This is a genomic window from Austwickia sp. TVS 96-490-7B (genome assembly GCF_019331795.1).
Lineage (GTDB): Bacteria > Actinomycetota > Actinomycetes > Actinomycetales > Dermatophilaceae > Austwickia.
This window is the reverse complement of sequence record NZ_JAHPZL010000001.1, coordinates 262837-287363: the sequence shown is the minus strand read 5'-3', so window position 1 is coordinate 287363 and position 24527 is coordinate 262837. Positions and strand designations below refer to the sequence as shown.

Here is a 24527-nt window from a genome sequence, read left to right as displayed (position 1 = left end):
GCACGAGGGACAAGCGCGGTCGACCGGCAGGGGAGGGTCCGACACCTCAGGGAGGGGCGATGTCGGTCTCCGCGGGGCGTACGCGTCGGGCCAAGGCACAGCGGGGCGACACCCGCAGGGGGCGTGCGGGTACCGGGGGGATCGTCGAGGACGATGCCGACCGGGTCAATGTCGCGGCCCGTCCTGTGTCATGGTCCGAGGCATCATGCCCTGACCGATGCGCGTGGGTGTGGCTGGGTGGCCGTCCCGTACCGCTGTGACAGCCCACTGGGGTTGGAGATGGTCGGTCACGGCGGCTGCGCCGACAGCGGTGGGGTCAGGTGTCCTTTCCGCTGCCGTCGGTCGTGTCCGTGACGGTAATCCGCGCGCCTGGGCCTCTGCGCTGCGCCGCCAGGGAACAGGCTGGGAAAGTTATTGCTAAGTCTGTGTATTCATGCATTGAGGTGGGTCGGAGCTGAGACGGCCACCCGCGCGATCCACGTCCGAATCCGGCCACATTTCTTGCCTCCCCGGATGCTGTGCCGATGTGCCACGTGCACGGCATCTACGACGGACGCTCGACCAGGGGGAGGGGATATGGCGACATCCAGCCTGCGCACCTCCAGGCCTCGTCGGCGGCGTCCCCGTCGACTCGTGGTGCTGATGCTGACCTTCCTCGTGTTGGTGGCGGCGAACACTGCTCTCGAAGCCATCAACCGGGCCCGCTTCCCTAGCACCACCGTCACTGGCGCCAGTAGCGAGAGCGAGACCGGGACACCGGCGTACTGGATTTTTTTCCCTGGCTTCGGGATTGACTTCTGTCCCGCAGTGGCGGCCTCCTTCGAGCCGGTGACCAGCAGCACTGGGCATTCGTTCTGCGTCGCCCCATCGCGCGGCCACCTCGACCCGGCGGAGATTTCCGCCGCCGTCGTCAACCGACTCGATGCGACCCGGAGGCCGCAGGCACCGGTCACGGTGTATCTCTACGGCATCAGCATGGGCGGCATGATCGCCTACGACGTGGCCCGCCTCATTGACGGCAAGAAGGGCATCACTGTCCGGGCGCTGGTCTTTGACTCCAGCCCAGCCGGACCAGACAGTGTGGCCGGAGTGAAACAAGCAGCGGTGGAGGTCGGCGCCGCGATCCAGCGACTCCCTGACCTTCCCGGCGACATCCCCAACCCCCTGAAGGGCGGGCCGCTGGACCGATTTGCCCTCCACCTGGGCGAATACGTTGTTGACAACACCTATGCCGGGAAGTGGCCGTTGTCCTGGGAGGAAGCGCACGCTGCCTGGGTCAAATCGATGGCAGTCACCAGCGACGGGATGGGGGAGCAACTCGACTACATCGAGTCCTTCTATCCGCGTCCCGATCCGCGAGCGCTGCCCTACGCCTCGTTTGGGTATCTGCGGGCGATGGATGCTGACGCTGATACGACGGTCGACGTCCAACGGGCCACGGCGGCGTACGCGCAGATCGTGGCACCTCACGCTCTAGATGTGATCCCGGTTGCTGGGGGGTGGCATGCCAGTGCTGATGTCACGGTGGCGAGCTACCGGAAAGCTTTGGCGCGGTTCATTGCCCGTGCTGAAATCCCTACGTTGCAGCAGATCCGCACCAGCCAGGAGCGACTGTGGGGCGGCCTGCGACGCTGAGGAACCTCTGATGGTGGTGCCAGCGTTGGCAGAATGCCATGAGCGGTGGTGTCGGAGCGCCCCGGCCGACCCACTGCCGTCACGGGAGACCAGGCTGGTCTACCAGGGCGGCCCTGGCACGACCCATGTCGGTTAGCGATCGGTCACCACCGCCGCCATACCGGCAGTCGACACATACGTCGAGGAAAGGATTCTTGTGGAGCTCACCGGTATTCCCTTCACAGCGACCACAGTGGTCGTTGCGGTGACCGCTTTCGTCGCCGCCGCCCTGTGGTTGCCGAGGTTGACCGGGTCCTGGGTGAAGGTCCTCTCCCGCGTGCTGTCCCTGGCGATGGTCAACGTGATGGTGGTGGTCGCCGTTGCGGCGTACATGAACAGCCAGAACGGGTGGTATTCGTCCTGGGGTGACTTGCTCGGATCGGAAGGACGCTCCCAGACCGATCAGAAGGGCAACAGCGCAGCGAAAGCCGCTGAGGCTTCCGTCTCCGGGGAGCGCAAGGAGACCAAAGCGCCCACGACCTTCCCGGCACTTCCCAATCCGGGCGAGCGCATCCAGACGTACCTCGACTACACCGGCCCCGAGAGCAAAGTCACCGGGGAGATTCAGGTGATCCTCCCGCGCAGTTACGAGGACCCTAGCGCCCACGACAAGACCTACCCGGTCGTGGAGGCTTTCCATGGTTTCCCGGCGAACCCCACCGGATGGACCAAGTCGATGAACGCCCAGCAGTATTTCGACGCGGCTGTCGATGAGGGCCGCATCCGTGAGGCCATCATCGTGGTGCCGCAGGTCACTGTGCCTGCCCGGTATGACAGCGAATGCGTCAACGGCACGAAGGACAAACCGCAGATCGAAACCTGGATCAGCAAGGACATTCCCGACTTCATCCGGTCGCATTTCCGTGTCGATCAGGCCCGGGCGTCATGGGCGGCGATGGGGTATTCGATGGGTGGCTACTGCGCTCAACTGATGGGCACCTACCACAGTGAGACGTTCGGGGCGGTCGTCAGCCTCGGTGGGTATCCCAAACCGGACTTTGTCTCCGACATTCACCCCTGGCCTGCTGGCAGTCCCCTTGCTGAGCGCTACAACCTTGTCAATGCCCTCCGGAAACAGATGCCTCCGGTGGCGATGTATATCCAGGTCGGTAAGCAGAGCCCCTACTGGCCGCAGATCAAGCAGTACCTTGACGAAGTGAAAGCTCCGGCGTCGTTGCACTCGGTGATCCTGCTCGACAACGGCCACCGATTCGAACTGTGGAAGGCTGAGATGCCGAAGGTGTTGACCTGGTTGGGCGAGTCGATCCCGGGGTTCGCTGCGCGATGACGGTCACTATGCCCCGAGAGGTCCCTGAAGCCCCCCGACGTCTCTGGCAGCGGTTCTCAGGGGCGTTCCCGGCCATCTTCGCCACCATCGTGGCGTTCAACGCCATCGTCTCTGGGGCGTTGGTGCTGATGTCGGAGGATCCCTTTGCCTCTGGCTCCGACCTGGGGGTGTGGATCAGTGTCGTCGCTGACATCATTCCCAGCCCGGTCTGGTCGGTGATTTTGCTGCTCGTCTCCAGTGCGCTGGCCGCCCGGAAACGAGTGGCGTGGGCGGTCTGTGTCGGATGGGCGGGGTTAAACACCCTGATGGACATCCTGATGCTCGCTGTCGACGACCCGCAGAATGGCATCTACCTGTCTGGGGTCGTGGCGCACACCCTGCTGCTGATGGTGCTGTTGGCGACGTACGGACAGTTTTGGACTCGGGTGCGCGGCGGCGCTTATGCCTGGGCTGCCGCCACTCTCGGTGGGGGACTGTTTGGCGCGGTGATGCTGGGGTGGGCGTTGGTGGAGCTCTTCCCCGGCACTCTCCCCGCGGACAAGCGGCTCTCCTGGGTGTTTCAGCAGATTTTCCCGCTGCTTTTCGACTTCAATGACTATGTTTCCGCGCAACCGGCAGGCATTGTCAGTTTGATCCCCGGTTTCCTCGGGTCGGCGGCGTTGGTGTCGGCGTTCGTGGTGCTCTTCCGGGTACGCCGCGCCGAAGCTGCGCTCACCCCTGCCGATGAGCAGGCATTGCGAATTTTGGTGGACCGGCACGGACAGAACGACTCGTTGTCGTACTTCGCGTTGCGTCGGGACAAGTCCGTCGTGTTCAGCCCGGACGGGTTTGCGGCAGTCGCTTATCGCGTTGAAGCCGGAGTGTGTGTCGCAGCGGGCGATCCTGTCGGTGACCCGCAGTCATGGCCGGGGGCGATCCAGGCGTGGCTCGCCGCGATTCGTCCCTACGGTTGGATTCCCGCGGTGATCGGTGCCTCTAAGGACGGTGCCCGCGCCTATCACGCCTCTGGGATGTCTGTCCTCGAACTCGGCGACGAAGCGATCGTCAACACCGGCAAGTTCTCCCTGCGAGGAGCGGAAGCTGCTCCTTTACGCCGAGCTGTCGGTCATGCCGAAAAAGCTGGCTTGAGCGTGCGCATGCGCCGCTGGCATGACATCCCCGCCGACGAACTCGCCCACTTCGGTGACCTGGTCGACCAGTGGCGCGTCGGCGACGACGAACGCGGCTTCTCGATGGCTTTGGGTCGCTGGGGCGACCCCGCCGACGGCGGCTGCTTGCTCACCGAAGCGGTCCTACACGCCGGGACCCCGCAGGAACGCACCGTCGGGTTGCTGTCCTTCGTCCCGTGGGGCCGCGCCGGAGTGTCTCTCGACGTGATGCGGCGATCCCCAGATGCCCCCAATGGCACCGTCGAACTGATGATCACCGACCTGTGTCGTCGCGCTGACGAGGTGGGCATCCGCCGAGTCTCGTTGAACTTCGCGATGTTCCGGGCCGTGTTCGAAGAGGGCGCTGAAATCGGGGCCGGACCGATCCTGCGGTTGTGGCGCAAGGTACTGATCTTCCTGTCCCGCTGGTGGCAGATGGAATCGCTTTATCGGTCCAATGTGAAGTACTCCCCGGAATGGGTCTCCCGCTACCTGTGCTTCTCTGAAGCTGGACAGCTCCCCCGCATCGGTTTGGCCGTGGCCATCGCCGAGGGCTTCGTCCCCGGCGCCAAACCCCGGCGTGCCGGTCGAGGCGTCCTCGCCTGGGTCGCCAGCAATGCCCCTGACCTGGATATTTACGTCGCCGATCAGGTTGAACCGTCGTACCGCGAACAAGAGCGAGTACGGCGTACCAAAGTGGCTGGACTCATCGCTGACGGCGTCGACCCGTGGCCGATCGCCCAACCCCCCAGCCACGACGCCTCCGCCCTGGCTGACCTCCCTGAAGGCACTCAGACGAGTATTTCTGGCCGTGTCCTCGGCGTGCGTGACTTCGGTGGTGTCGTCTTCGTGGACATCCGCGACTGGACCGGCCGCGTCCAGGTCGTCCTGGAACGGGACCGTTGCGGCGCCGACCAACTCACCGCCTTCCGCAAAGGCGTCGACCTGGGCGACCTCCTCGGCATCACCGGCACCCGCGGCGCCTCCCGCGCCGGACATGACTCGCTCCTAGCGACGTCGTGGCGGATGGAAGCCAAATGCTTGCACCCGATGCCCGACAAGTGGCGCGGCCTGACCGACCCCGAAGCATTGGTCCGTCAGCGCTACCTGGACCTCGCCGTCAACGAAGCCACCCGCTACCGGCTGGCCGCACGCTCCGCAGTCCTGACGTCCCTGCGCTCCACCCTCGGCTCGCACGGCTACCTTGAAGTCGAAACGCCGATCCTGCAAACCATCCACGGTGGCGCCAACGCTCGGCCATTCCGCACCCACATCAACGCCTACGACCTCGACCTCTACCTGCGGATCGCCCCCGAGCTCTACCTCAAACGGTTGTGCGTCGGCGGCATGGACCGGGTTTTCGAACTAGGCCGGACCTTCCGCAACGAAGGCGTCGACTTCTCGCACAACCCCGAGTTCACCATCCTTGAGGCGTACGCCGCCCACGGCGACTACCTCACGATGATGGACCTCACCCGCGAACTCATCCAGAACGCGGCCATCGCCGCCAACGGCAACTGCGTCGTCCCCACCCCTGACGGTGACTGGGTCGACATCTCCGGAGACTGGCCAGTCAAAACCCTGCACGGCGCCATCTCCGAGGCGCTCGTCGCCGCCGGGGTGCTCCCCGCCGCCGGGCCAGGCATCACCTCCGACACCTCCGTCGACGAGTTACGACGACTCTGCGACCGCTCCGGCGTCCCCTACCAACAAGCCTGGGACGCAGGCACCGTCGCCCTCGAAATGTACGAACATCTCGTCGAAGAACACACCACCCGCCCCACCTTCTACACCGACTTCCCCCTCTCCGTGTCCCCCCTCACCCGCAGCCACCGCTCCACCCCCGGCGTCACCGAACGATGGGACCTAGTCGCCTGGGGAGTCGAACTTGGTACGGCGTACTCCGAACTGACCGACCCCCTCGAACAACGCCGCCGACTCACCGCCCAATCAGAAGCCGCCGCCGCCGGTGACCCCGAAGCGATGGAACTCGACGAGGACTTCCTCGTCGCTCTCGAACACGGCATGCCACCCACCGGAGGAATGGGCATGGGCGTCGACCGACTCGTCATGCTCATCACCGGGGCGAGCATCCGCGAAACCCTGCCCTTCCCCATGGCTCGCCCGCGATGAGCATCATCAGGAGCGGGACCAGCCGATGCGTCAGATCGTCATGGCTGGCCCTGCTCCTGATGGTCGGCGCAATCCTCTACATGTCCTGGATCCTCGCGCCGATCATCGCCCCCGACGGCATCGACCCCGTGCGCAGCTACGCCAGCGAACTCGCCGCCGACGACCAACAAGGATCGACGTTCTTCCGCGCCGCCGACCTGATGGCCGGGACGTCCGTGGCGCTCGCTGGGGGAGTCACCGCGCTGAATCGGCGCCGCTCCCGGTGGGTGACCACTGGCTGGTGGGCGCTGGCGCTCTTTGGGCTGTCCACCGTCATCGACTCCGGAGCTCCGCTGTCCTGCGCGCCGACCGTCGATGAGCAATGCGCTGCCCGGGAAGCCGCTGGTGACGTGCCCTGGCTGCACCTCGTGCACACCGGAAGTAGCGTCTCAGCGTCAGTGGCTTTGCTGGTCGCCGTGGTGATGCTCACCCCCATCGTGGTCCCTCGGCTTCGGCGCTGGTCGCAGATCGCCGGGACGATCCTGGTGGCCGCCGCCGCGGGATATCTTGTCGCGACTGGGTGGGCGATGATGGAGATCTCCCGGGCCAGCATCGAATGGCCCTGGCCATCCTTACTGGGCATCGCCCAACGCACCCAACTCACCTGTGCCTCAGCGTGGCTGGCGACACTGTCTGTGGCCCTGTGGCACGGGCGGGCCGGTTCGGTGGCGCCACTGGCCCGACGCCCCATCGCCCGCGAAGTGGACGCATGATGAGACCGCGAGGGCAATGGGTCGCGGACGGTGCAGTGCTGATCTTCCCCGGTGCCGGACTGACCGCTGGCGCCTACCGCGCTGCGCTGCGCGGAATCGATCAATCAGCTTCCCCACCGGTCCTGCTTGCGCACTCCATGGGAGCCTTTGCCGCGGTAGAACACCTCAGACGCCACCCGGACAATGTCGCTGGACTGGTCTTGTGCGACCCCAGCGTCGAACTGACCGCTACGGCCGTCTCCATCCCCGCGGATGAGCCACCCATCCTGGCGGTCGCAGCAACCACCGCCACCAGCTTCACCCCGTGGGCCTGGGCCAGCCGACTACGAGCCGACCTGGCGGACTATCCCCGCTGGGCAGCCCGCCGAGCCACCGCCGCCCACCATTGGCCACTTCCAGCCCGCCCCATCACCGTCTTGTCCGCAGCATGGTCCGGGGCGACGCCCTGGGACCGCAGGTGGCTGTCGCACCAACAACGCCTCGTCGAGGACCTGCGCGCCGAACACCCCTGGGGCACAGCAGGTGTCCACCACCAGCAGATCATCCCCTGCGGACACAACATGATGTGGTGGCGTCCCGCAGCGATCCGCGCCGCAGTGCACGAGATCAGAGAACGCTGCTAACAGCGTCCTCAACACGCCGTACGACGGCTCGCCCGAACCACCTGCACCGCTCCGACCAGACCCAAGGCCAGACAAGCACACGCAACCCAGATCGCAGCGGCACCAGCCTGAGCAAAACCCTCCGACAATGCGGACACCACCTGCGGGCCCACGTCCCCCAAACGCCCGTGGACGCCTTGCGCTCGTAGCGCACTGATCATCCCGCCCCCAGAATCGCCAGTGCCCTTGACCAGTGCAGCAGCCACCGAATCCGGGAGCTGGGGGATCGCAGACAGCCGCTGGGAAACTGCCTCATCGACTCGTGCGGCAAGCATGGCCCCAGCCAGTGCCGACCCTAACGCGGCGCCGACCTGACGCACCGTGCTCTGCGTGGCTGACGCCGCCCCTGACAGTCGCGCCGGGACATCCGCCAAGACAGTCGACGTCAACTGCGCCGAAGCCAACCCCAAGCCCACGCCATACCAGACCAAAGCCGCGCCCACCCACCACGGAGACGCCGACGCAGCGACCAGCACCGCGCATCCCGCCGTACCCGACACTTCGAGTGCCAAGCCCCACAGCACCACCTGAGGAGCGCCCAGCCGGGCCGCGACATGACGGGCACTCGCCCCGGCGAGGAACGCCCCGGCAGCCATCCCAGACAACACCACCCCGGCCTGCATGATGCTCAACCCCATGGCATTGACTAAGACCAACGGCAAGACAAACACCAGTGCGAACTCCCCGACTGCCACCGCCATCGCGGTGACATTGCCCCAGGCAAATGGCGCAATCCGAAATAGTCCTACGTCCAGCAGCGCTGACCGGCCGTTTCCTGCCCGATGCCGTTCCCAGACGATGAACAACATCACGAAGACCGACCCGGCAATGAGCGCTGAAGCCGCGATTGACAGCGGCGCATCGGCCGACCAGGTCCACGGGCCCACCGAGAAGGCTCGCGTCGGCCGCCACCATCCCGCGCTGCTGCCTTCAATGAGCCCGAAGACCACCAAGCCGAAGCCGATCGCACTGGTCAACAAGCCATCGACGTCAGCTCCGGGGCGTCGGTCAGGCTCTCGCGTCTCGACGACCGCCCACACACCTAGGCTTACCACCAGCACAGCGACCGGGACATTGACGAAGAAAATCCATCGCCAGGTCACCTGGGTGGTCAACCAGCCACCTAGGAGTGGGCCCACCGCAGCCATCCCCGCCATCACTGCGCCCCAGATCCCAAACGCGGTGGCCCGCTCCGGACCACGGAAGGTTGCGTTTACCGTCGACAATGTCGCTGGAAGCACCATGGCCCCACCGACCCCTTGCAGCGCTCGACCAGCGATCAGAGCGGTTGCCGTGCCAGCGAGACCAGCAGCCACGCTGGCGAGGGCGAAGAGCGTGACGCCGGTGAGGAAGAGCCTGCGTCGTCCGAGACGGTCGCCGAGGCGGCCGGAGGTGAGGAGGAGGGCGGCGAAGACCACGGCGTACATGCTGTTGATCCATTGCGCGTCGGTGAGGTCGAGATGCAGGTCGGCGATGATCGCGGGCAGCGCGACGCCGACGATGGTGCCGTCGAGGACGATCATGGACAGTCCGCCAGCGAGGGCGACCAGGGACCACCAGCGTCGGCGGTCGGTGGCAGCTGGCGCGGGGGGAGTGCGGGGGTAGGGGGGTGGTGTTGCGGTCATGGGATCACCTGGGTGAGCTCAGGGCATGATCATGCCGTCATCCTGTCGGTATCAATGTTAACGACAGGATGACGGCAAAGTCGAGAGGGTGCTCCACCCGATCACGACACCAGCAACGGCCCCACCGTCAGGAAGCCTGCGTCCCAGCCGGTGCCAGATGCTCCTCCAGCCATGACATCAGCTCACTCGTCACCCGGTCACGGCACGTTTCGTTGAGGATCTCGTGGCGTGCTGAGGGATACAGCCGCACCGTCACATCACGCAGACCAGCAACCCGCAGCGCCGCCGCCGACTGCCGCACCCCCACCCCGCGGCCCCCTACCGGGTCGTCCTCACCAGAGATCAACAACACTGGCAAACCCACCGGTAGCCCCGCCAAACGGCCCGGGTCATGGATCTGCGCGACACCAGCCAACAAATCCCGGAAGAACCCCGCCGAACACACAAACCCGCACCACGGATCATCCAGATAGGCCTGCACCTGCTCAGCATCCCGAGACAACCACTCAAAACCCGTCTCCGCGCCCCCAGCGGGCCGGAACGGACGGTTAAACGACCCGAAGGTCAACGCGTTCATCAACGGCGAGGGACGGCGTACCCCTCGCACCCGCACCTGAGCTGAAGCCACAGCTAACCCCAGCTGACGCATCACCCCAGGGTCGCCAGCCGTGCCAGAAAGCACCACCCCAGCCAGACCAGCGGCATGATCCAACACATAGGTGCGCACCACCAAACTGCCCATACTGTGCCCCAGCAGAAACACCGGCACCCCCGGATGCTCCTGCTCCGCAGCACGCCGTACGACGTCAAGATCATCACTGAGCAGCCGCCACCCGTCCCGATCACCCAAGTGCCCAAACGGCTGGCCATTGTCCGTCGCCGTCAACCCATGACCACGGTGATCATGAGCCCACACGGCCCACCCCGACGCGGTAGCGACCTCCGCGAGCGGCGCGTATCTGGCGCCATGCTCAGCCATGCCATGCGCGAGGATCAGCACCGCCCGCACCGCACCATCCTCATCGGGGAGCCACCGACGACCCCGCACCGTCACGCCGTCGGACGCGGCTACAGCAATCTCTGTGCTACGCATGCGTGCAGGTTAACCGCACCGCCCGGGGCAGGTCCGGCAATACGTCGAAACCGGCCAACCGCCTTCGGACTTCGGCGGCGCATGTGCTCGGCTCGATCGGTGCGACATGCTGCCTGCTCGCGTTGGCGGCGGCCGGGCCAAGGACGTGTCCGCGACAGCCTGACCCCGGAGGCAATCCACGGGACAGACGCGGTGGGATCCACGTGGCACTCAGAGATGGTCAAGAGAACGTGGCAACGACCTTGAAGTGTGCGTACGACGTGGCATAGGGAGGCGCCGATGTTGTGTCCTCACCTGCCGCAGGACTGGCTCAGCTAATCACCGTTCTCGACTGTGGTCACCCAAACTCAGAACATCCCAGAATGACATAACAGAGTTCGCTGGGTCGATGATGTATCGGCGGGGGGTAGGGGCTGCCTCTGTTGGGCGTGATTCACGCTGCTGAGTTCGAAGAGTTCTTGGTCGATGTCCTCAGTGACGAAGGTGGTGGATGGCGGTTTTGGGCAATGCAAGAAGCATCTTTACCACATGCGCAGCGGGCTTAAGGGCAAGTTAGTGCCACTGCGCTAACGATTTCGAGAGAAAAGAGGGGCTGATGAGCTTGAACCCACCATGCAGGAGGCATGCGAGGTGTGGGAGATGGTTTCCCTGTTCGTTGCTACTAGAAGCTCGCACGGTGACTGAGGCGGTCTGAGAGGCGCGGTCCTTGCGTACTCTGGTCTGCTGTCGATGTTTCGCTAGTTGGGAACCTGATCCCGCTTTTCGCTGGCTACATGTTGTTCAGGAAAGGCGACATCCGTTGATGACGGTCGCGTCAACCCCTGTGGTGAGCAAATGTCCCTCCCTCTCAACGGATTTCGTGTTGTTAGCCGCAGCGGAGGGAAAACTGCTGGTTTATAAAGTGCGGGCAAGCTCAGCGCTAAGATAACCGCTGAGCTTGCCCGCATCGTCGGGGTTATAAATGGGCAGCGAGATCGAAAGCAATTGGCACCGGCACTCGATCCTCCCTGGGACGTGGGGCAGGTTGATAAGGGTCTGAAAATGCTTGCCCGAGTTGGCGCGTTTAACGAGTCCCGCCAGTAGCGATTCTCGGGGTGGCTACGCTATGTCCCCCGCTCATGCTGCAGATCACGTTTTTTGAATCCCGCTGAATTGTTGACCAAGGTGAGTCCACATGCGGTTTTCAGCACTGAGAATTCGGCGGCGTCAATATCAATACGCGTGCGCTGTTCAATGAGTGCGTTATGAGGAAGATGTGGGGCGTCCGTGGCTCAGCGAAGATGATGCTGATGTTGAATAAGAGGGCCAGGTCTTTCAGCTGATGGCCGAGCCATGCCGAGAGCGTAAAGCCAGCATGGAGGCTGCCGAGATACTGGGTACAAGGTAGTCCATCACTCCTCACCAAGGCCCTTTTTACGCTCCAATGCCGAAACGCCCTCCACGCGACCCCGTATGGGGTATGTTTGGTGATACCTCTCAGTGTGTTCTCCTGCGGAGCTGTTTCGTTGCGTCTGGATCCGGAGGATTCCTTAGTGGCGGCAAAGTGGGGCATTGTGGACGCGCTCCGGGTGAAAAGTCTAAGAAAATATAGATGTTTCGTCGTGGTCTCGTGGAGCCGTCTCGTAGACGTCAGTCACGACTGGCATGTGCAGAACGTTGTTTCCTAGAGATTTAAATCGAGACGATGCTCGATGAAGTTCACGCCTATTATCGGTGGATTGGAGGAAAGCCATGGCATTGATCTCAGTTGCTGGACTCACGAAAGTATTTGGTTCTCGCGCGGTGCTATCTGATATTTCTTTCGAAATAAACAGGAATGAGCGCGTGGGCTTGATCGGGCCTAACGGAGCCGGGAAGACGACGCTGTTTCGACTGCTGTTGGGACTCTTGAAGCCGACCCAGGGTGAAATTATCTTTGACGAGCAGGCCGTCGGCAAGCGACATGAGCACATCGGATTCTGCTTCGATAACGACGGACTATATGGATCGTTGACGGCTCGGGAGAACATGGAGTTTTTCCAGAGGTGTTACCGCTCGCAGCAGAGTGTGGAGTTACTCTTAAGTACGGTAGGTTTAGACGCCACTGACGGGCGTGTCGTATCCAAGTACTCACTGGGCATGCGAAAGCGGCTGGGGCTCGCGCGGTCACTGCTATCGGAGCCTACTCTGCTGCTCCTTGATGAACCATTGCTGGGATTAGACCCCGATGGGCAGGCGGAGTTCATCGAGCAGTTGAGGAAACTGGGCACTGACACGTCTATCCTGCTGAGCTCGCACGATCTCGAGGCAGTATCCAGTCTGTGCACACGAGTCATCGGGCTGTCGGGAAGCGTTGTCTTCGATGGATCGGTTGATGTGCTCAGGGACGAGACCAGCGGAGCGTACGCCGGGTATCGGAAGATCTTTTATCAGAAAGTGCAGGAGAGCGAGTAATGCACTTGATTATTGCAGCGGGTAAAAAGGATCTGCTCTCGTATCGACGGCGGTCCGGAATAGTCATAGCGGGTATGTTTGTCCTGGTGGTACCCATTCTGGCCGTGGTGACGGGGATGCAAAAAATATCGTCCCAAGAAAGCGTTGCAGCTATTCTCTTTTATGCCATATATGGAAGCCTCTACGCTGCTATCACCACTGTTATGATGACTGTAAGATTTTGGGAAGAGAGGGCATCGCGAACCCTTGAGACCTATCTGAGCCTTCCGTGGGGTGTGCGCTCAGGATTTCTGGGCAAGCTTGCCTTTCCGGTGACGGCTGCTGCCGTGGTTTCCTTGGCTGCTAATCTCATGATCACTTTTACGCTCGCACTGATTTCGCGTGCATGGGGAACATGGCTACTGTTAGGGATCCTGGTCCAAATACTTCTAGTGGCCATATCGCTGTCTGTTGGCGTCCTGATCGGATATGCCATGTGGATGCTGTCAGAAAATGCAGCTAAACTGGTTCAGGTTTCGATATTAGGCGTCGCTGGCTTCGGCTTCGCTGGTCTCTTCACGGGCGGTGTTCCGAATATATCAACTGCTCTTGGCACCTTGGGAGGGCTAGCCGTAATCCTTGGCGGTGCCGCCGGTATCGCCTTTGTCAAGCTAGACGTAGAGCGAATCGTCCTGAATGAGTCATAGGAGCTAACACTCTCAGAGCGGATACGGCGGTCCTTGGCGAAGTCGACCCTGCTTGACTCTCACCATCCGATGGCTGACCTTTCCTGGTGTGCGGTGGCGAGGCGGTCGGCGAGCTCGGCTGCGGACAGTGAGTGTCTCGTGCCGTCGTTACCGTCAGTGGCTTGGACAATTCCCTGGGCTATTTCGTGGTCGCCGATGACGACGACCACACTTGCTCGGGCCCGTCGTACTTGCCGGATCCGGCTGCCGAGGCTGCCGTCCCGTTTGACGTCCACGCGCAATCCACGTTGTCGCAGTTCACGCGCGGCCAAGTCTGCGGCCTCGTCATGGCGTTCATCGACGGGCAGGATCGCGACCTGGACCGGAGACAGCCACAGCGGTAGGCGCCCTTGGTATCGCTCCAAGAGGGAAGCCACCACGCGTTCCATCGCGCCCACGGTTCCCCGATGGATCATCACAACTCGCTTGTGCGCACCGTCTTGGTCCACGTAAATGAGATCGAATCGTTCGGGTTGGTTGAAGTCGAGCTGCACAGTTGCGATGGTCTCTTCATGGCCCCGACCGTCGCGGACCTGGAGGTCCAGCTTGGGGCCGTAAAAGGCTGCTTCGCCAGGGGCCTCGATCAGATCAACAGCCTCCTCGTCGAGGACACCCAGAGCGGCGGAACGCAGCGCTGCCTGATGGGTGTCCCAATCCTGAGCGGACCCTAACCATGCATCTGAGTCGTCGCGCAGCGACAAGCGCACGTAATCGACCGGCAAACCGAGGATGCGTTGTGCTTGCAGTGCGGAGCGCAACGCCGCAGTGACCTCGGCACGGACCTGATCAGGTCGGCAGAAGACGTGGGTGTCGTCGAGGCTGATCTGCCGTACCCGTTGAAGGCCGGAGACCACCCCAGAGCGTTCGGCGCGAAACATGGGCGCGAGTTCGTTGAGGCGGATCGGCAATTCACGGTACGAATGCCGGCCTTGGGCGTAAACCAAGGCATGGTGGGGGCAGTTCGCTGGCCGGAGGACGACTTCGTCGTCGCCGATCTTCATCGGAGGAAACATATCCTCGTTGAACTTGGCCCAGTGGCCGGAGCGTTCGAACAGGGCTCGCTTGCCCAGCACTGGGGTGTGAACATCGATGCAGCCGTCTGCGCGGCCTCGGAAATGACGAAGGCCCCGGATCACTCCGGGGCCTGGTAGTCGCTGCGCTGGTCAGAACAACGTATCGGCGCCGGAAGTATCCGGCGTCGTTGTCTGCTGCTGATAACTGCGCATGCACCAACGGTAGAGGCCCTATCCCAACGTGTGCAACGTAGATTCATCGATTGCCGACCGGAACTGAGACCTGGTCCGGGCCCGGCCAGGCCAGACACGGCCCCAAGGCCAGGGGTTGTCGCCCCCCATCAACGGCGGTCCTGGTGGTGGGGATGGACCCGCATCAGAGGGTGGGCAGTTCGGGATGTTGCCGCCGTGAAAATTCCTCAATCAGCAGGATCGGCTCGGTGCGCTGCTTGCTGGTCATCCCTGCGGCATAGGACACGGCGACGGCAGTCTTTGCGAGGATTGAATGTGGTAACACCATGCTCTCTGACAACCCGTCGTCTGTATTCATGACACGCCGACAATGCAACCTTTGGTATTTACTTATTCATCTACTATCGACCTCATCACCGAATGGAACCCATTCCTTTTTGCTGATAATACTGAAGTGGCGCGAGAGGGAGCCTGCTAATCTAACATCATGAGGAGGTTGGAGAGGTCACTGGGCTTCAAGGTGCACTTCAAGGCGATTATTCAACCCTTCGATAAAGCCAGCACTACCCCACACGTCTTCAGCAAAATCTCCAAGCAGTACTTCTTCAAAAATCGCAAGAGATTCAACGAAAACTTCGATCGATGGCGCAAAGTGAATGGAATTCCATTTTCCAGCCCCATGGCGCGTATAAATAAATTGGGACATGCAGGTTTGATATGTCGGTATATGTGGGGTCGTAAAATATGCTTGCGACAACTATCGATTCATCTGGCAACGAATCGATTTTCTGATAATCCGGGCCACTCCAGCTGTTTCCTTCTTGGAAAAACCAGTTTCGATTCAACGTCTGACGACGTGGTGCTGCCGCCCTGCCCGCTGTGTGCCAAGCGGTCCGACAATCAAGGCCTGATCGACGGCAAGGAGTGCATCTTGCAGGAGGGTGACTTGATTGCGTTCTGGTTTCTAGCGTGTCTATGGCTCGTCTGATGTTGGCTGCTCGGTGAGTGCGGCGGAGTAGTTGCGCATTGAGCGCTGATAACGCGGTAGCGTGTCGATCTGAGTGTTCGGGGCTACCTGCAAGGCTTCGTCTTTGCGCCCGGCGCTGTGCAGGGCGAGGGCAAGAACGAGTTGCGGTGCACAGCCTGTCGTCACATGTGTGGGAGTGGTTTGAAGGACACTGATCGCTTCGTCGAGTCGGCCGAGGTTCCGCAGGGTTGAACCGTACTGGACGGCAAGTTGGGCATGTCGATCCTCGGTTAGCCCTAGTGCGAGAGCGCGTTCGTATTCGGCGCCGGCCTCGGCTTCAAATCCTATGGAGTCATACATCCCGGCGAGCTCGAACGCAGCTCTGCCATCCGTGGCCGGGCATGACCCCACCAACTGGCGCATGCCGCCTAGTCTGTCAGGTCACGGGAGGAGTGCCGAGGCTCGCCGGCACCGTGTGCATCAAAGTCGACGATGCCTGAGGTCGATCCGATTTCGGCCTCATGGCAACTCCTGTTCGGCGAGCGCTCTTGAGCAAAGCGATATCGTGACAGGTGGCCGTCCGAGCCGGATCTCGGTGGAATTCAGGCTCGGACTTACGGCTGGGGCGAAGAAATGAGCCGACATGACTTGCTCGGCCCTGGCCGATCTTTGGAGCCGCTTCCTAGATATTGTCTTTGGTGAACGGTATGTAGAGATGTTGGAAGAGGTGACAAGCGTAAGCCTTTCCAGCATCAGACGCACCGCGACCATCTGGGAGTCTAGATCTGGCGACTTTCTCGCACCCCACGTAGACAAACCGGACAAGGCCTTGACCCAAATCTTCTATCTGACTGAGAGGTGGACAGAATCGGGCGGAGGCCGGCTTTTGATTCAGAGCACGCCTTATTCTGGCCAGGCGGTGTGTAAACTCGCCCCCACGGCAGGCGCGTCTGCTGTGCTTGTGAGGCCCAACTCGTCCTGGCATGCCGTCGAGGAATCGTTCACTGACATCCCCCGTCGCTCTCTAAACGTCACCTTCTGGAGTACCGGATGAAGCTCCGCGGTTCTCAGGCAAAGAGGCCAGACCGTCACTTTGGAGCACCCACATCGTCGGTGTCTGGTCGCCATCGTGGGGCGTTCTGGTTCCTGTGGGGAGCGGAGACCGTCTCAATGTTCGGCACCCAGGTCAATCTCATCGCTGTTCCGCTCACCGCCGTGGAGTTGCTGGGTGCCTCAGAGTTGGAGATGGGCGTGCTCACGGCGGCTGGCTGGCTGCCCGTAGTGTTTCTCGGGCTTTTGGTCGGGGTGTGGGTGGATCGCGGACGTCCGCTGCCGATCATGATCACTGCGAACCTCGTCCGTATGCTGCTGATCGCCCTGATCCCCATGGCCCATCTGCTGGGGATGCTTAACATTTGGTGGCTGCTTGGTGTCGCCCTCTCGGCAGGTGTCTTCGCTGTCTTTTTCGATGTCGCCTACCAAACGTACGTCGCCGACGTTGTCTCACCCGACAAGTTGGCCACAGCGAACAGTCGGCTCGAGCTCAGCCGGTCGGTGGCGCAGCTGACCGGGCCTGCTTTGGGAGGCGCACTGGTATCTGTCCTCTCGGCGCCTGACGCCCTAAGCCTGGATGCCGTGAGTTACGGGGTCGCGACGTTATTGCTGCTGCCACTCCTGCAGCGTCGTAGAGCAACGTTAGATCAATGTGGGACGGGATCAGGTCCAGACGACCCGCCCCCTGCGTTGTTGTCTCTGGTCCGCGAAGGTCTTAGATTCATCCGACGCCATGCTCTCATCAGGGCAGTTGTAGTCGCTGCGTCGGCGTCAAATTTCTTTATCTCGGGAGTGATGGCGCTCCAAGTATTACTAGCCGTTAAGACGCTGGGCATGTCTGCTACCCAGCTTGGTCTTGTTCTTGCTGTCGAGGGAGCTGGTGCCCTCCTGGCTGCCGCTGTCACGCCCCGACTGAACGCGTGGTGTGGAGAGGGCGCGCTCGTGCTGGCGTCACTCGTGCTGATGGCGGCAGGAGGAGTGTTAATGGGCACGGCCGCTGCGTTCGGGCACGGCGGTATCTGGCTCTTCCTGGCGGCGCAGTTGATGTTTGGCGTCAGCGGGCCGCTCATAAACATTTCCCTCGTGACACTCAGGCAACGCCTCACCCCAAAGGAACTTCTCGGGCGAGTCAATGCCAGCGCCCGAGTCGCCATCATGGCCAGCCTGCCGCTCGGCTCGCTGGTATTAGGTTTCGTGGCTACAGCCATCGGCATCAGCTCCACGTTCATCGTCATCGCGGTGGGCCTAGCGCTTGTAGCGCTGGGCGCTCTGAGACCGATGCGGCGTATCCCCAGATGCGTCGCACCATAAAGGTCCCAATCGTGCTATAGCGATGGGGTAAAAAGCCGATTGCACGGGTCCTGTCGGGTCGAGGGTGACTGGAGGGTGCCACGACTGACTGGTTCTTCCCGGGAAGGCCCGCCGTACCAGGGAGAGATGCCACAATAGGCAAGCTCAGCCTTCGTCGCTTCCGGACGTTCGTCGGTACCAGACGGGTGGGGAAGCGTGGATCCCTCAGGGCCCGGCTGCGGTGGTAAAGACAGGTGCCGGGAGGCGCTGACCGCAGCGGGGGGCATCCTGTACGGCGGTCCTGGGCCGGCGCTACCTCAGGGGGGTGGCGGACACCGGCTCATGCAAGGTTGACGGAGGTTCGGACGGCGCGTGGGTGCCTAGGAGTGAAACATGATCGCCAACACGAAGAGTGCCAGACATCAGCTGATCGCGGATATCCTGTCGCGCTCAAGTGTCCATTCGCAGAGCGAACTGCTCGCCCACCTGGCTGAACACGGCGTGACCGTGACCCAGGCGACGCTGTCGCGTGACTTGATGACCTTACGGGCGGTGAAAGTCCGTAAAGGCCGCGAACTGGTCTATGCCCTCCCTGGCCTCGGCGGTGACACCACCCCCCGCCCGGCACCGGATCAAGAAACGCTGGATCAGCGGCTGCGTCACGTCTGTGAAGAGTTCATCGTCTCCGCCATCGCCGTGAAAAATTTCGTCGTGGTCCGCACTCCACCCGGCGCTGCTGACTACATGGCTTCGGTCCTCGACCAAACCACTGATCTGGGCACGTTGGGCACCATCGCTGGTGACGACACCGCCTTGCTGATTTTTCCCGATGACGCGAGCGCCGAAGAGATCTGCGACCTCCTCCTCGAACCGGGCGGTCGAGCCCGCCCCTGATCTGGGACGCCGTACTCCACGGCGTGGGCCCGCTCCCCACGGCAGAGGCGGGGTCGATGACGATGGCGGTCATCGACCCCGCCTTCAGCGGAGCAGGATCAGGAGGAACTGACCTGTCAGACCGCCAACGACCACACGCCGTACACGGCTGCGATGAGGATGACCGCGACCAGGATCGTCTCGGCAGGAGAGAGCATCTTCTTGCCAGCCTTGAGTCGTGCCGGGATGTAGGCGATCAGACCGACTGCATAGAACATCGCCGACAACAGCAGGTAGTGCAGTCCGGCGGCGTACAACAACCAGATCGCGTAAACGGTCGCCAAGGCCCCGATCGCCAGGTCCTTAGTCCGCGCTGACGGATCCTGTTCGTAGGTTTCCCCCGTGATGCCAAGTTTCAACTGGTATGCGGTGGACAGCAGGTACGGGATCAGGATCAGCGACGATGCAAGCAGCACAAACGAGTCATAAGCGCCGGGATTGGAGGCTGTGGCCAGCAAGAAGGCTTGTTCACAGGCTGCGGTGATCACCAACGCCACCGCTGGAGCACCTTTGCTGTTGAGGCGCCCCATGAAGCTCGGCATCACCTTGTCGTGCGCAGGCAACGCCAAGATTTCCGCGCACAGCAGCGTCCAGCTCAACAACGCACCGATCAGTGAGACCGCCAAACCCAATGCAATCACTGTGGCACCCCACGGGCCGACCACTTCGACAAACACTTGGCCCAATGCAGGGTTTTCCACGCCAGACAGCTTGGCTTGCTCCATCAATCCGTACGAGATGACATTGACCAGGATCAGCAGCGCCAACACACCTAAGAAGCCGATGACAGTGGCTTTGCCCACGTCCGAGCGTTTCTGTGCCCGGGAAGAGAAAACGCTGGCGCCTTCAATGCCGATGAACACCCAGACGGTGACGAGCATCATGCCCTTGACCTGGTCCAAGGTGGATCCCAGCGAGGTGGGGCCCTGAACCGTGGTGACGATCGTGGTGGTGCCCCACACGTCAGCGGTGAAGATCCCCGATTTGAACGCCACCAAACCCAAGACGATGAACATCGCCAGCGGGACGATCTTCGCGATCGTCACCACGGTATTGACGAACGCTGCCTCCTGGACGCCACGGACACACAACAACGTGGTGCCCCACAACAGGACAGACACCGTCACAATGCCCACCGTGTTGTCTGGTCCTTGGAAAACAGGAATCAACTGCGACAACGCCGAGATCAACAGGAACAGATATCCCACGTTGCCCAGCCAGGCGCTGATCCAGTAACCCCACGCCGAGTTGAATCCGACGTACGACCCGAAACCGGCGCGGGCATACCCGTAGACACCGCCGTCCACGTCAGGTTTGCGGTTGGCCAACGTCTGGAAAACGAACGCCATGGTCAACATGCCGACACCGGTGATCAACCAACCGATGATCAGCGGGATCGGCGCGGCGCTCTGCGCCATCTGGCGCGGCAGGGCGAAAATCCCACCGCCAATCATCGAACCGACGACCAGGGCGATCAACGCACCCAGTTTCAGTCGGCCATCGACGCCGGAAGAAGAGCTGTCCGATGCAGCTGTGGGAGACGAGCTGGTGGTCATGGCAGTTGCCGTTCTCGATGCGGGGTCGAGGGGCCGTCGTCGGCGCGGTCTGACAGGCTCATGACGTGTGGCCGAACACCGGCCCCGGGGGCAGATACAGGTGAGAATCCAGGATGGGCGGAAGGAAAGTCAACATCAGGGCGATGCGACCCCCAGGTCGGCACTGTACGCCGTTTTCACTCACGCCCTGAGATGACCCGCTCGACCTGGTGGGGGCCGTCAGCGACAGCCCCCACCAGGCGGAGGGGAGGACAGAGCGGAAGTGAACCGGGGTGTGACGGTCGTACGCCACCTCCGCCCTGCCGAGTGGGAGATCCCTCAGAATGCCGTCGGGCGACGGTCCGGGCCGAGGTCATCGACCGAACCGTAGGCGCCGCCAGGCGTGATGATGGTACCTGCCGTGCCGGCCAGCATCCCGGCAGCGTCCTCCAAGCTGCCGATCGCTGCCATGTCGCCAGTCAACTCGACGAAATGGCATGCCGCTTCGATCTTCGGTCCCATCGAACCGGCCGGTGCACCCAGGTCACGCAACGACTTCGGCGTCGCACGATGGATCGGCTCGGCCTGGTCGGTCCCGAAGCCCCGGATCACGTTGGGCACATCGGTCACGATCAGCAGGGCATCGGCCTCAAGGTGCTCAGCCAACACGGCGGCGCTGAGGTCCTTGTCGATGACTGCTTCGACGCCGCTGAGTTTGCCCTCTTCGTTGCGGACGACGGGGATGCCGCCGCCGCCACTGCACACCACGAGAACCCCGGAGCGCAGCAGGGACCGGATGATCCGAGTCTCCACCACACGCTGCGGTTTCGGTGAGGGCACCACCCGACGCCAATACTTCCCGTCGGGTTTGACGACCCAGCCCATCTCCTCGGCCTTGGCCTGCGCCGTAGCCTCGTCGTACACCTCACCGACGAACTTGGTGGGGTCATCGAACGCCGGGTCGTCGGCCAACACGAGGGTCTGGTTGACCATCGCTGCGACCTGCCGTCCAGGCAGATGGTTCTGCAGGGACTGCAAAATCCAGTAGCCGATCATGCCCTGGGTCTGTGCGCCCAAGGTGTCCAGCGGGTACGGGCGAGTCAAGTTCGGGTCCTGCGCGGACTCCAACGCCAGCACACCTACCTGGGGGCCGTTGCCGTGCGTGATGACCAGCTCGTGCTCCTGGGCCAGAGGCACCAGAGAAGCGATGGCCCGCTCGGCGTTGGCGATCTGGGTCGCCGCATCCGGCTTCTGGCCACGCTGCAGGAGGGCGTTACCGCCCAGCGCTACGACAATACGCATGGGTTCCTCAGTCTCCCAGGGTGGCGACCATGACCGCCTTGATCGTGTGCATACGGTTTTCAGCCTGGTCGAAAACGATCGACGCGTCCGACTCGAACACCTCGTCGGTGACTTCCAGGGCGTCCATGCCGGTCGCCTGGTAGATCTCTTCGCCGACCTTGGTGTTGCGGTCGTGGAACGCCGGCAGACAGTGCATGAACTTCACGTTCGGGTTGCCCGTGGCTGCCATCGCCGCAGCGTTGATCTGGTAGTCCTTCAGCAACGTGATGCGCTCGTCCCAGACCTCCTTGGGCTCACCCATTGACACCCAGACGTCGGTGTAGAGGTAGTCGCAGCCCGCGACTCCCGCCTTCACGTCGTCGGTGATGGTGATGCGTGCCCCGGTCTTCGCGGCGATCTCCTTGGCCTGAGCGATGATCTCCTCGGAGTTCTGCAACGCCTTCGGAGCGACCATCCGCACGTCCATGCCAGCCATCGCGCCGGAGATGAGCAGGGAGTTGCCCACGTTGTTGCGGGCGTCACCGAGGTAAGCGAACGCGATCTGTGACAACGGCTTGTCGCAGTGCTCGATCATCGTCAGCTGGTCAGCGAGCATCTGGGTGGGGTGCCATTCGTCGGTCAGGCCGTTCCACACCGGGACGCCAGCGAACTCGCCCAGGGTCTCCACCAGAGACTGCGAGGATCCGCGGTACTCGATGCCGTCGTACATGCGACCCAGCACGCGAGCGGTGTCCTTCATGGACTCCTTGTGCCCGATCTGGGAGCCGCTCGGCTCCAGGTAGGTGACCCCGGCGCCTTGGTCGTACGCCGCGACCTCGAAGGCGCACCGGGTACGGGTCGAGGTCTTCTCGAAGATCAGGGCGACGTTCTTGCCCTTCAGTCGCGGCTGCTCGGTGCCCGCGTATTTCGCGGCTTTCAGGTCGGCAGACAGCTTCAGCAGGTGACGCCACTCCGCTGGAGTGAAGTCGATCTCCTTGAGGAAATTACGGTGACGCAGGTTGAAGGCCATGACTTCAGATGTCCTCTCGCTCGATGGGGCAGCTCATGCACCGTGGGCCACCACGCCCACGGCCCAGTTCGGAACCGGCGATCGTGTGCACTTCGACGCCGTTCTCTTCCAGGAAACGGTTCGACGTGACATTCCGTTCATAGGCGACGACCACACCGGGACGCACGGTCAGCACGTTGCATCCGTCATCCCACTGCTCGCGCTCGGCAGCACCCATGCTCTGTGGGGCCGTCAAGGTGCGCACGGAGTCGATGCCTAGGGCGTCAGCGATCGCGTCGTGCATCTTCTCCGGGGCGTGCGCGGTGACTTTCAAGTCCGTTCCGTCGCCCGGTTCGAGGGTGTACGACGGCAGCATGCCGAGCCCGGCGAACTTCGTGAAGCTGTGGTCGTCGACCATCGACATCACGGTGTCCAGGTGCATCGTGGCGCGGGACGACGGCAGCTGGATCCCCAGGACCTTCGTCGCAGCGCCCTTGGCAAACAGCTGGCCAGCCAGGCGCTCCACGCCCTGCGGGGAGGTGCGCTCACTCATCCCGATCATGACGGCACCGCGGCCCAGGACGTGGACGTCGCCACCTTCCATGGTGGCGTGGCCCACGCCGAGTCCGCCGCCCCACCGCTCGAATGGCGCGCATACCGACAGGGTCGGGTGGTAGCGGTAGATGGTGTCGTAGTTCATGGACTCGCGGATGCGAGCGCTCCACCGCATCGAGTTCACGGCGACGCCGCCATACACCCAGCAGGAGGTGTCGCGGGTGAACAGGTGGTTGGGCAGCGGGGCCAGCAGGAAGCGGTCGGAGTCCATGGTGGCGAAGGCCAGGGAGCTCTTCACATCGACGCCATGCTCCAGGGCCTCGGCTTTGGTGAGGCCACCGATGAGGAAGCCAGCGAGTTCGTCGGCGGTGACCGAGGACAGCAGGCGGGTCAGCGGGTCGATCGCGCCGGGCCCGAAGACCTCAATATCCAGCAGCTGTTTCAACAGGTGCTCGCGGGCCTCAGGAATGTCGAGGGTTTCCGCGAGGAGTTGTTCGAGGTAGAGGACCTCCACGCCCAGGCCGCGCAGGGTGTTGGCGAACTCGTCGTGCTCTTCCTGGGCTTTTTCAACCCAGGGAATTTCATCGAAAAGGAGCTCGTCCTTGTTGCTCGGGGTGAGTCGGGCGAGTTCTTGGCCGGGGCGGTGAAGAATGACTCTCTTCAGCTGCCCGACCTCGGATCCTACATAGGCCTTGGGCATGACCCATCCTTTCCGTGGAATCGGTCGTGTCGACCGTCCGTGGTGGCGTTCGAGGGGGTTGTCCACGACTCTAGGACGCGATGTCCAGGGCGAACCAGACGTCTGTGTGGGAAAGTTCGGCGCCAATGAATAGCCACACAGGGTTGTTGGTCCTATGCCGCGGTCGCGTGGCGGCATATATTCACGCCACTGTCGACCCTAGTCATGTGATGTGCGTCACAGTCAGTGCTGGAGGCTCATTGCGTCGCGCTGACAAGTCGAGCCGAGAGTCTTTGACGACACCTCAGTGCGGTCGTTCGACTGGTGTGACGTGTCACCTCGAACCCTACTCCTGCCCACCGGAACCGTGATCCTGGGCCGCACCACAGGTGTGCCGCGTCAGGGAATGTCTGCATCGGGTAGCTGGTGCCGGCGGAATGAGGGGCCCACCTGTGGCCCATATTGTGAATATCACTGGGTGTCAAAG

Annotated in this window: 20 protein-coding genes; 10 read left to right on the top strand and 10 right to left on the bottom strand. The window is 62.5% G+C overall.

What is annotated here, in order from left to right; genetic code table 11:
• Positions 1-576 precede the first annotated feature (576 nt).
• The 5 genes from KEM60_RS01275 (at position 577) to KEM60_RS01255 (ending at position 7618) form a co-directional block, all read left to right on the top strand.
• Entirely contained in the window at positions 577-1635 is a 1059-nt protein-coding gene (locus KEM60_RS01275) for a hypothetical protein (protein WP_219105679.1), read from the top strand.
• A 196-nt stretch (positions 1636-1831) separates the two neighbouring features.
• A complete protein-coding gene (locus tag KEM60_RS01270) occupies positions 1832-2962 on the top strand; it encodes an esterase family protein (protein WP_219105678.1) in 1131 nt (376 codons plus the stop codon).
• Positions 2959-6243: a bifunctional lysylphosphatidylglycerol synthetase/lysine--tRNA ligase LysX gene (gene lysX, locus KEM60_RS01265; protein WP_219105677.1), complete on the top strand. Its 3285-nt coding sequence runs from the start codon at positions 2959-2961 to the stop codon at positions 6241-6243. Before KEM60_RS01270 ends, lysX begins: the two co-directional genes overlap by 4 nt.
• Complete coding sequence (locus tag KEM60_RS01260) at positions 6240-6995, top strand: DUF998 domain-containing protein (RefSeq protein ID WP_219105676.1); 756 nt, start codon at positions 6240-6242, stop codon at positions 6993-6995. Before lysX ends, KEM60_RS01260 begins: the two co-directional genes overlap by 4 nt.
• The gene (locus KEM60_RS01255) at positions 6992-7618 is read left to right on the top strand and encodes an alpha/beta fold hydrolase (protein WP_219105675.1); all 627 of its coding nucleotides are present in this window, start codon (positions 6992-6994) and stop codon (positions 7616-7618) included. Before KEM60_RS01260 ends, KEM60_RS01255 begins: the two co-directional genes overlap by 4 nt.
• Before the next feature lie 8 nt (positions 7619-7626).
• Here KEM60_RS01255 and KEM60_RS01250 read toward each other — a convergent pair whose 3' ends face one another.
• A complete protein-coding gene (locus KEM60_RS01250) occupies positions 7627-9282 on the bottom strand; it encodes an MFS transporter (RefSeq protein WP_255574109.1) in 1656 nt (551 codons plus the stop codon).
• Between the two features lie 127 nt (positions 9283-9409).
• Positions 9410-10375 (bottom strand): alpha/beta hydrolase, encoded by a 966-nt coding sequence (locus KEM60_RS01245; RefSeq protein ID WP_219105674.1) that lies wholly within the window; start codon positions 10373-10375, stop codon positions 9410-9412.
• Positions 10376-12106: 1731 nt separating this feature from the next.
• Between KEM60_RS01245 and ccmA the strand changes: the two genes are divergently transcribed.
• Both ccmA and KEM60_RS01235 read left to right on the top strand, forming a co-directional pair.
• A complete protein-coding gene (gene ccmA / locus KEM60_RS01240) occupies positions 12107-12808 on the top strand; it encodes a heme ABC exporter ATP-binding protein CcmA (RefSeq protein WP_219105673.1) in 702 nt (233 codons plus the stop codon).
• Complete coding sequence (locus KEM60_RS01235) at positions 12808-13494, top strand: hypothetical protein (protein ID WP_219105672.1); 687 nt, start codon at positions 12808-12810, stop codon at positions 13492-13494. Before ccmA ends, KEM60_RS01235 begins: the two co-directional genes overlap by 1 nt.
• A gap of 59 nt (positions 13495-13553) precedes the next feature.
• On the opposite strand, the gene KEM60_RS01230 is transcribed toward KEM60_RS01235, so the two are convergent.
• From KEM60_RS01230 to KEM60_RS01215, 4 genes are all read right to left on the bottom strand, one after another.
• Positions 13554-14534 (bottom strand): threonine--tRNA ligase, encoded by a 981-nt coding sequence (locus KEM60_RS01230; protein ID WP_255574108.1) that lies wholly within the window; start codon positions 14532-14534, stop codon positions 13554-13556.
• A gap of 388 nt (positions 14535-14922) precedes the next feature.
• Positions 14923-15066 carry a hypothetical protein gene (locus KEM60_RS01225; protein ID WP_219105670.1) on the bottom strand — a complete coding sequence of 48 codons (144 nt, stop codon included), beginning with the start codon at positions 15064-15066 and terminating at the stop codon, positions 14923-14925.
• Between the two features lie 177 nt (positions 15067-15243).
• Positions 15244-15444: a hypothetical protein gene (locus KEM60_RS01220; protein ID WP_219105669.1), complete on the bottom strand. Its 201-nt coding sequence runs from the start codon at positions 15442-15444 to the stop codon at positions 15244-15246.
• Between the two features lie 267 nt (positions 15445-15711).
• Positions 15712-16128 carry a tetratricopeptide repeat protein gene (locus KEM60_RS01215; RefSeq protein WP_219105668.1) on the bottom strand — a complete coding sequence of 139 codons (417 nt, stop codon included), beginning with the start codon at positions 16126-16128 and terminating at the stop codon, positions 15712-15714.
• 220 nt (positions 16129-16348) lie between these two features.
• Between KEM60_RS01215 and KEM60_RS16785 the strand changes: the two genes are divergently transcribed.
• The 3 genes from KEM60_RS16785 (at position 16349) to KEM60_RS01200 (ending at position 18942) form a co-directional block, all read left to right on the top strand.
• On the top strand, positions 16349-16759 hold the full coding sequence (locus KEM60_RS16785) for a 2OG-Fe(II) oxygenase (protein WP_219105667.1): 411 nt from the start codon (positions 16349-16351) through the stop codon (positions 16757-16759).
• A gap of 59 nt (positions 16760-16818) precedes the next feature.
• Positions 16819-18069 carry an MFS transporter gene (locus KEM60_RS01205; RefSeq protein ID WP_219105666.1) on the top strand — a complete coding sequence of 417 codons (1251 nt, stop codon included), beginning with the start codon at positions 16819-16821 and terminating at the stop codon, positions 18067-18069.
• A 372-nt stretch (positions 18070-18441) separates the two neighbouring features.
• Positions 18442-18942: an arginine repressor gene (locus tag KEM60_RS01200; RefSeq protein WP_219105665.1), complete on the top strand. Its 501-nt coding sequence runs from the start codon at positions 18442-18444 to the stop codon at positions 18940-18942.
• Between the two features lie 116 nt (positions 18943-19058).
• Here KEM60_RS01200 and arcD read toward each other — a convergent pair whose 3' ends face one another.
• The 4 genes from arcD to KEM60_RS01180 all read right to left on the bottom strand — a co-directional run bounded on the left by arcD (position 19059) and on the right by KEM60_RS01180 (position 24061).
• The gene (gene arcD, locus KEM60_RS01195; protein WP_219105664.1) at positions 19059-20537 is read right to left on the bottom strand and encodes an arginine-ornithine antiporter; all 1479 of its coding nucleotides are present in this window, start codon (positions 20535-20537) and stop codon (positions 19059-19061) included.
• Between the two features lie 318 nt (positions 20538-20855).
• Complete coding sequence (gene arcC / locus KEM60_RS01190) at positions 20856-21818, bottom strand: carbamate kinase (protein ID WP_219105663.1); 963 nt, start codon at positions 21816-21818, stop codon at positions 20856-20858.
• Between the two features lie 7 nt (positions 21819-21825).
• Positions 21826-22827 (bottom strand): ornithine carbamoyltransferase, encoded by a 1002-nt coding sequence (gene argF, locus KEM60_RS01185; RefSeq protein WP_219105662.1) that lies wholly within the window; start codon positions 22825-22827, stop codon positions 21826-21828.
• A gap of 4 nt (positions 22828-22831) precedes the next feature.
• Complete coding sequence (locus tag KEM60_RS01180; protein WP_219105661.1) at positions 22832-24061, bottom strand: arginine deiminase; 1230 nt, start codon at positions 24059-24061, stop codon at positions 22832-22834.
• Positions 24062-24527: the final 466 nt, after the last annotated feature.

Bases quoted from the DNA above. Each gene is read 5' to 3' on its own strand.
- KEM60_RS01275 (WP_219105679.1), top strand. From the start codon at position 577: ATGGCGACATCCAGCCTGCGCACCTCCAGGCCTCGTCGGCGGCGTCCC.
- lysX (WP_219105677.1), top strand. From the start codon at position 2,959: ATGACGGTCACTATGCCCCGAGAGGTCCCTGAAGCCCCCCGACGTCTC.
- KEM60_RS01260 (WP_219105676.1), top strand. From the start codon at position 6,240: ATGAGCATCATCAGGAGCGGGACCAGCCGATGCGTCAGATCGTCATGG.
- KEM60_RS01255 (WP_219105675.1), top strand. From the start codon at position 6,992: ATGATGAGACCGCGAGGGCAATGGGTCGCGGACGGTGCAGTGCTGATC.
- KEM60_RS01250 (WP_255574109.1), bottom strand. From the start codon at position 9,282: ATGACCGCAACACCACCCCCCTACCCCCGCACTCCCCCCGCGCCAGCT.
- KEM60_RS01245 (WP_219105674.1), bottom strand. From the start codon at position 10,375: ATGCGTAGCACAGAGATTGCTGTAGCCGCGTCCGACGGCGTGACGGTG.
- ccmA (WP_219105673.1), top strand. From the start codon at position 12,107: ATGGCATTGATCTCAGTTGCTGGACTCACGAAAGTATTTGGTTCTCGC.
- KEM60_RS01235 (WP_219105672.1), top strand. From the start codon at position 12,808: ATGCACTTGATTATTGCAGCGGGTAAAAAGGATCTGCTCTCGTATCGA.
- KEM60_RS01230 (WP_255574108.1), bottom strand. From the start codon at position 14,534: ATGAAGATCGGCGACGACGAAGTCGTCCTCCGGCCAGCGAACTGCCCC.
- KEM60_RS01225 (WP_219105670.1), bottom strand. From the start codon at position 15,066: ATGGTGTTACCACATTCAATCCTCGCAAAGACTGCCGTCGCCGTGTCC.
- KEM60_RS01220 (WP_219105669.1), bottom strand. From the start codon at position 15,444: ATGTCCCAATTTATTTATACGCGCCATGGGGCTGGAAAATGGAATTCC.
- KEM60_RS01215 (WP_219105668.1), bottom strand. From the start codon at position 16,128: ATGCGCCAGTTGGTGGGGTCATGCCCGGCCACGGATGGCAGAGCTGCG.
- KEM60_RS16785 (WP_219105667.1), top strand. From the start codon at position 16,349: ATGACTTGCTCGGCCCTGGCCGATCTTTGGAGCCGCTTCCTAGATATT.
- KEM60_RS01200 (WP_219105665.1), top strand. From the start codon at position 18,442: ATGATCGCCAACACGAAGAGTGCCAGACATCAGCTGATCGCGGATATC.
- arcD (WP_219105664.1), bottom strand. From the start codon at position 20,537: ATGACCACCAGCTCGTCTCCCACAGCTGCATCGGACAGCTCTTCTTCC.
- arcC (WP_219105663.1), bottom strand. From the start codon at position 21,818: ATGCGTATTGTCGTAGCGCTGGGCGGTAACGCCCTCCTGCAGCGTGGC.
- argF (WP_219105662.1), bottom strand. From the start codon at position 22,827: ATGGCCTTCAACCTGCGTCACCGTAATTTCCTCAAGGAGATCGACTTC.
- KEM60_RS01180 (WP_219105661.1), bottom strand. From the start codon at position 24,061: ATGCCCAAGGCCTATGTAGGATCCGAGGTCGGGCAGCTGAAGAGAGTC.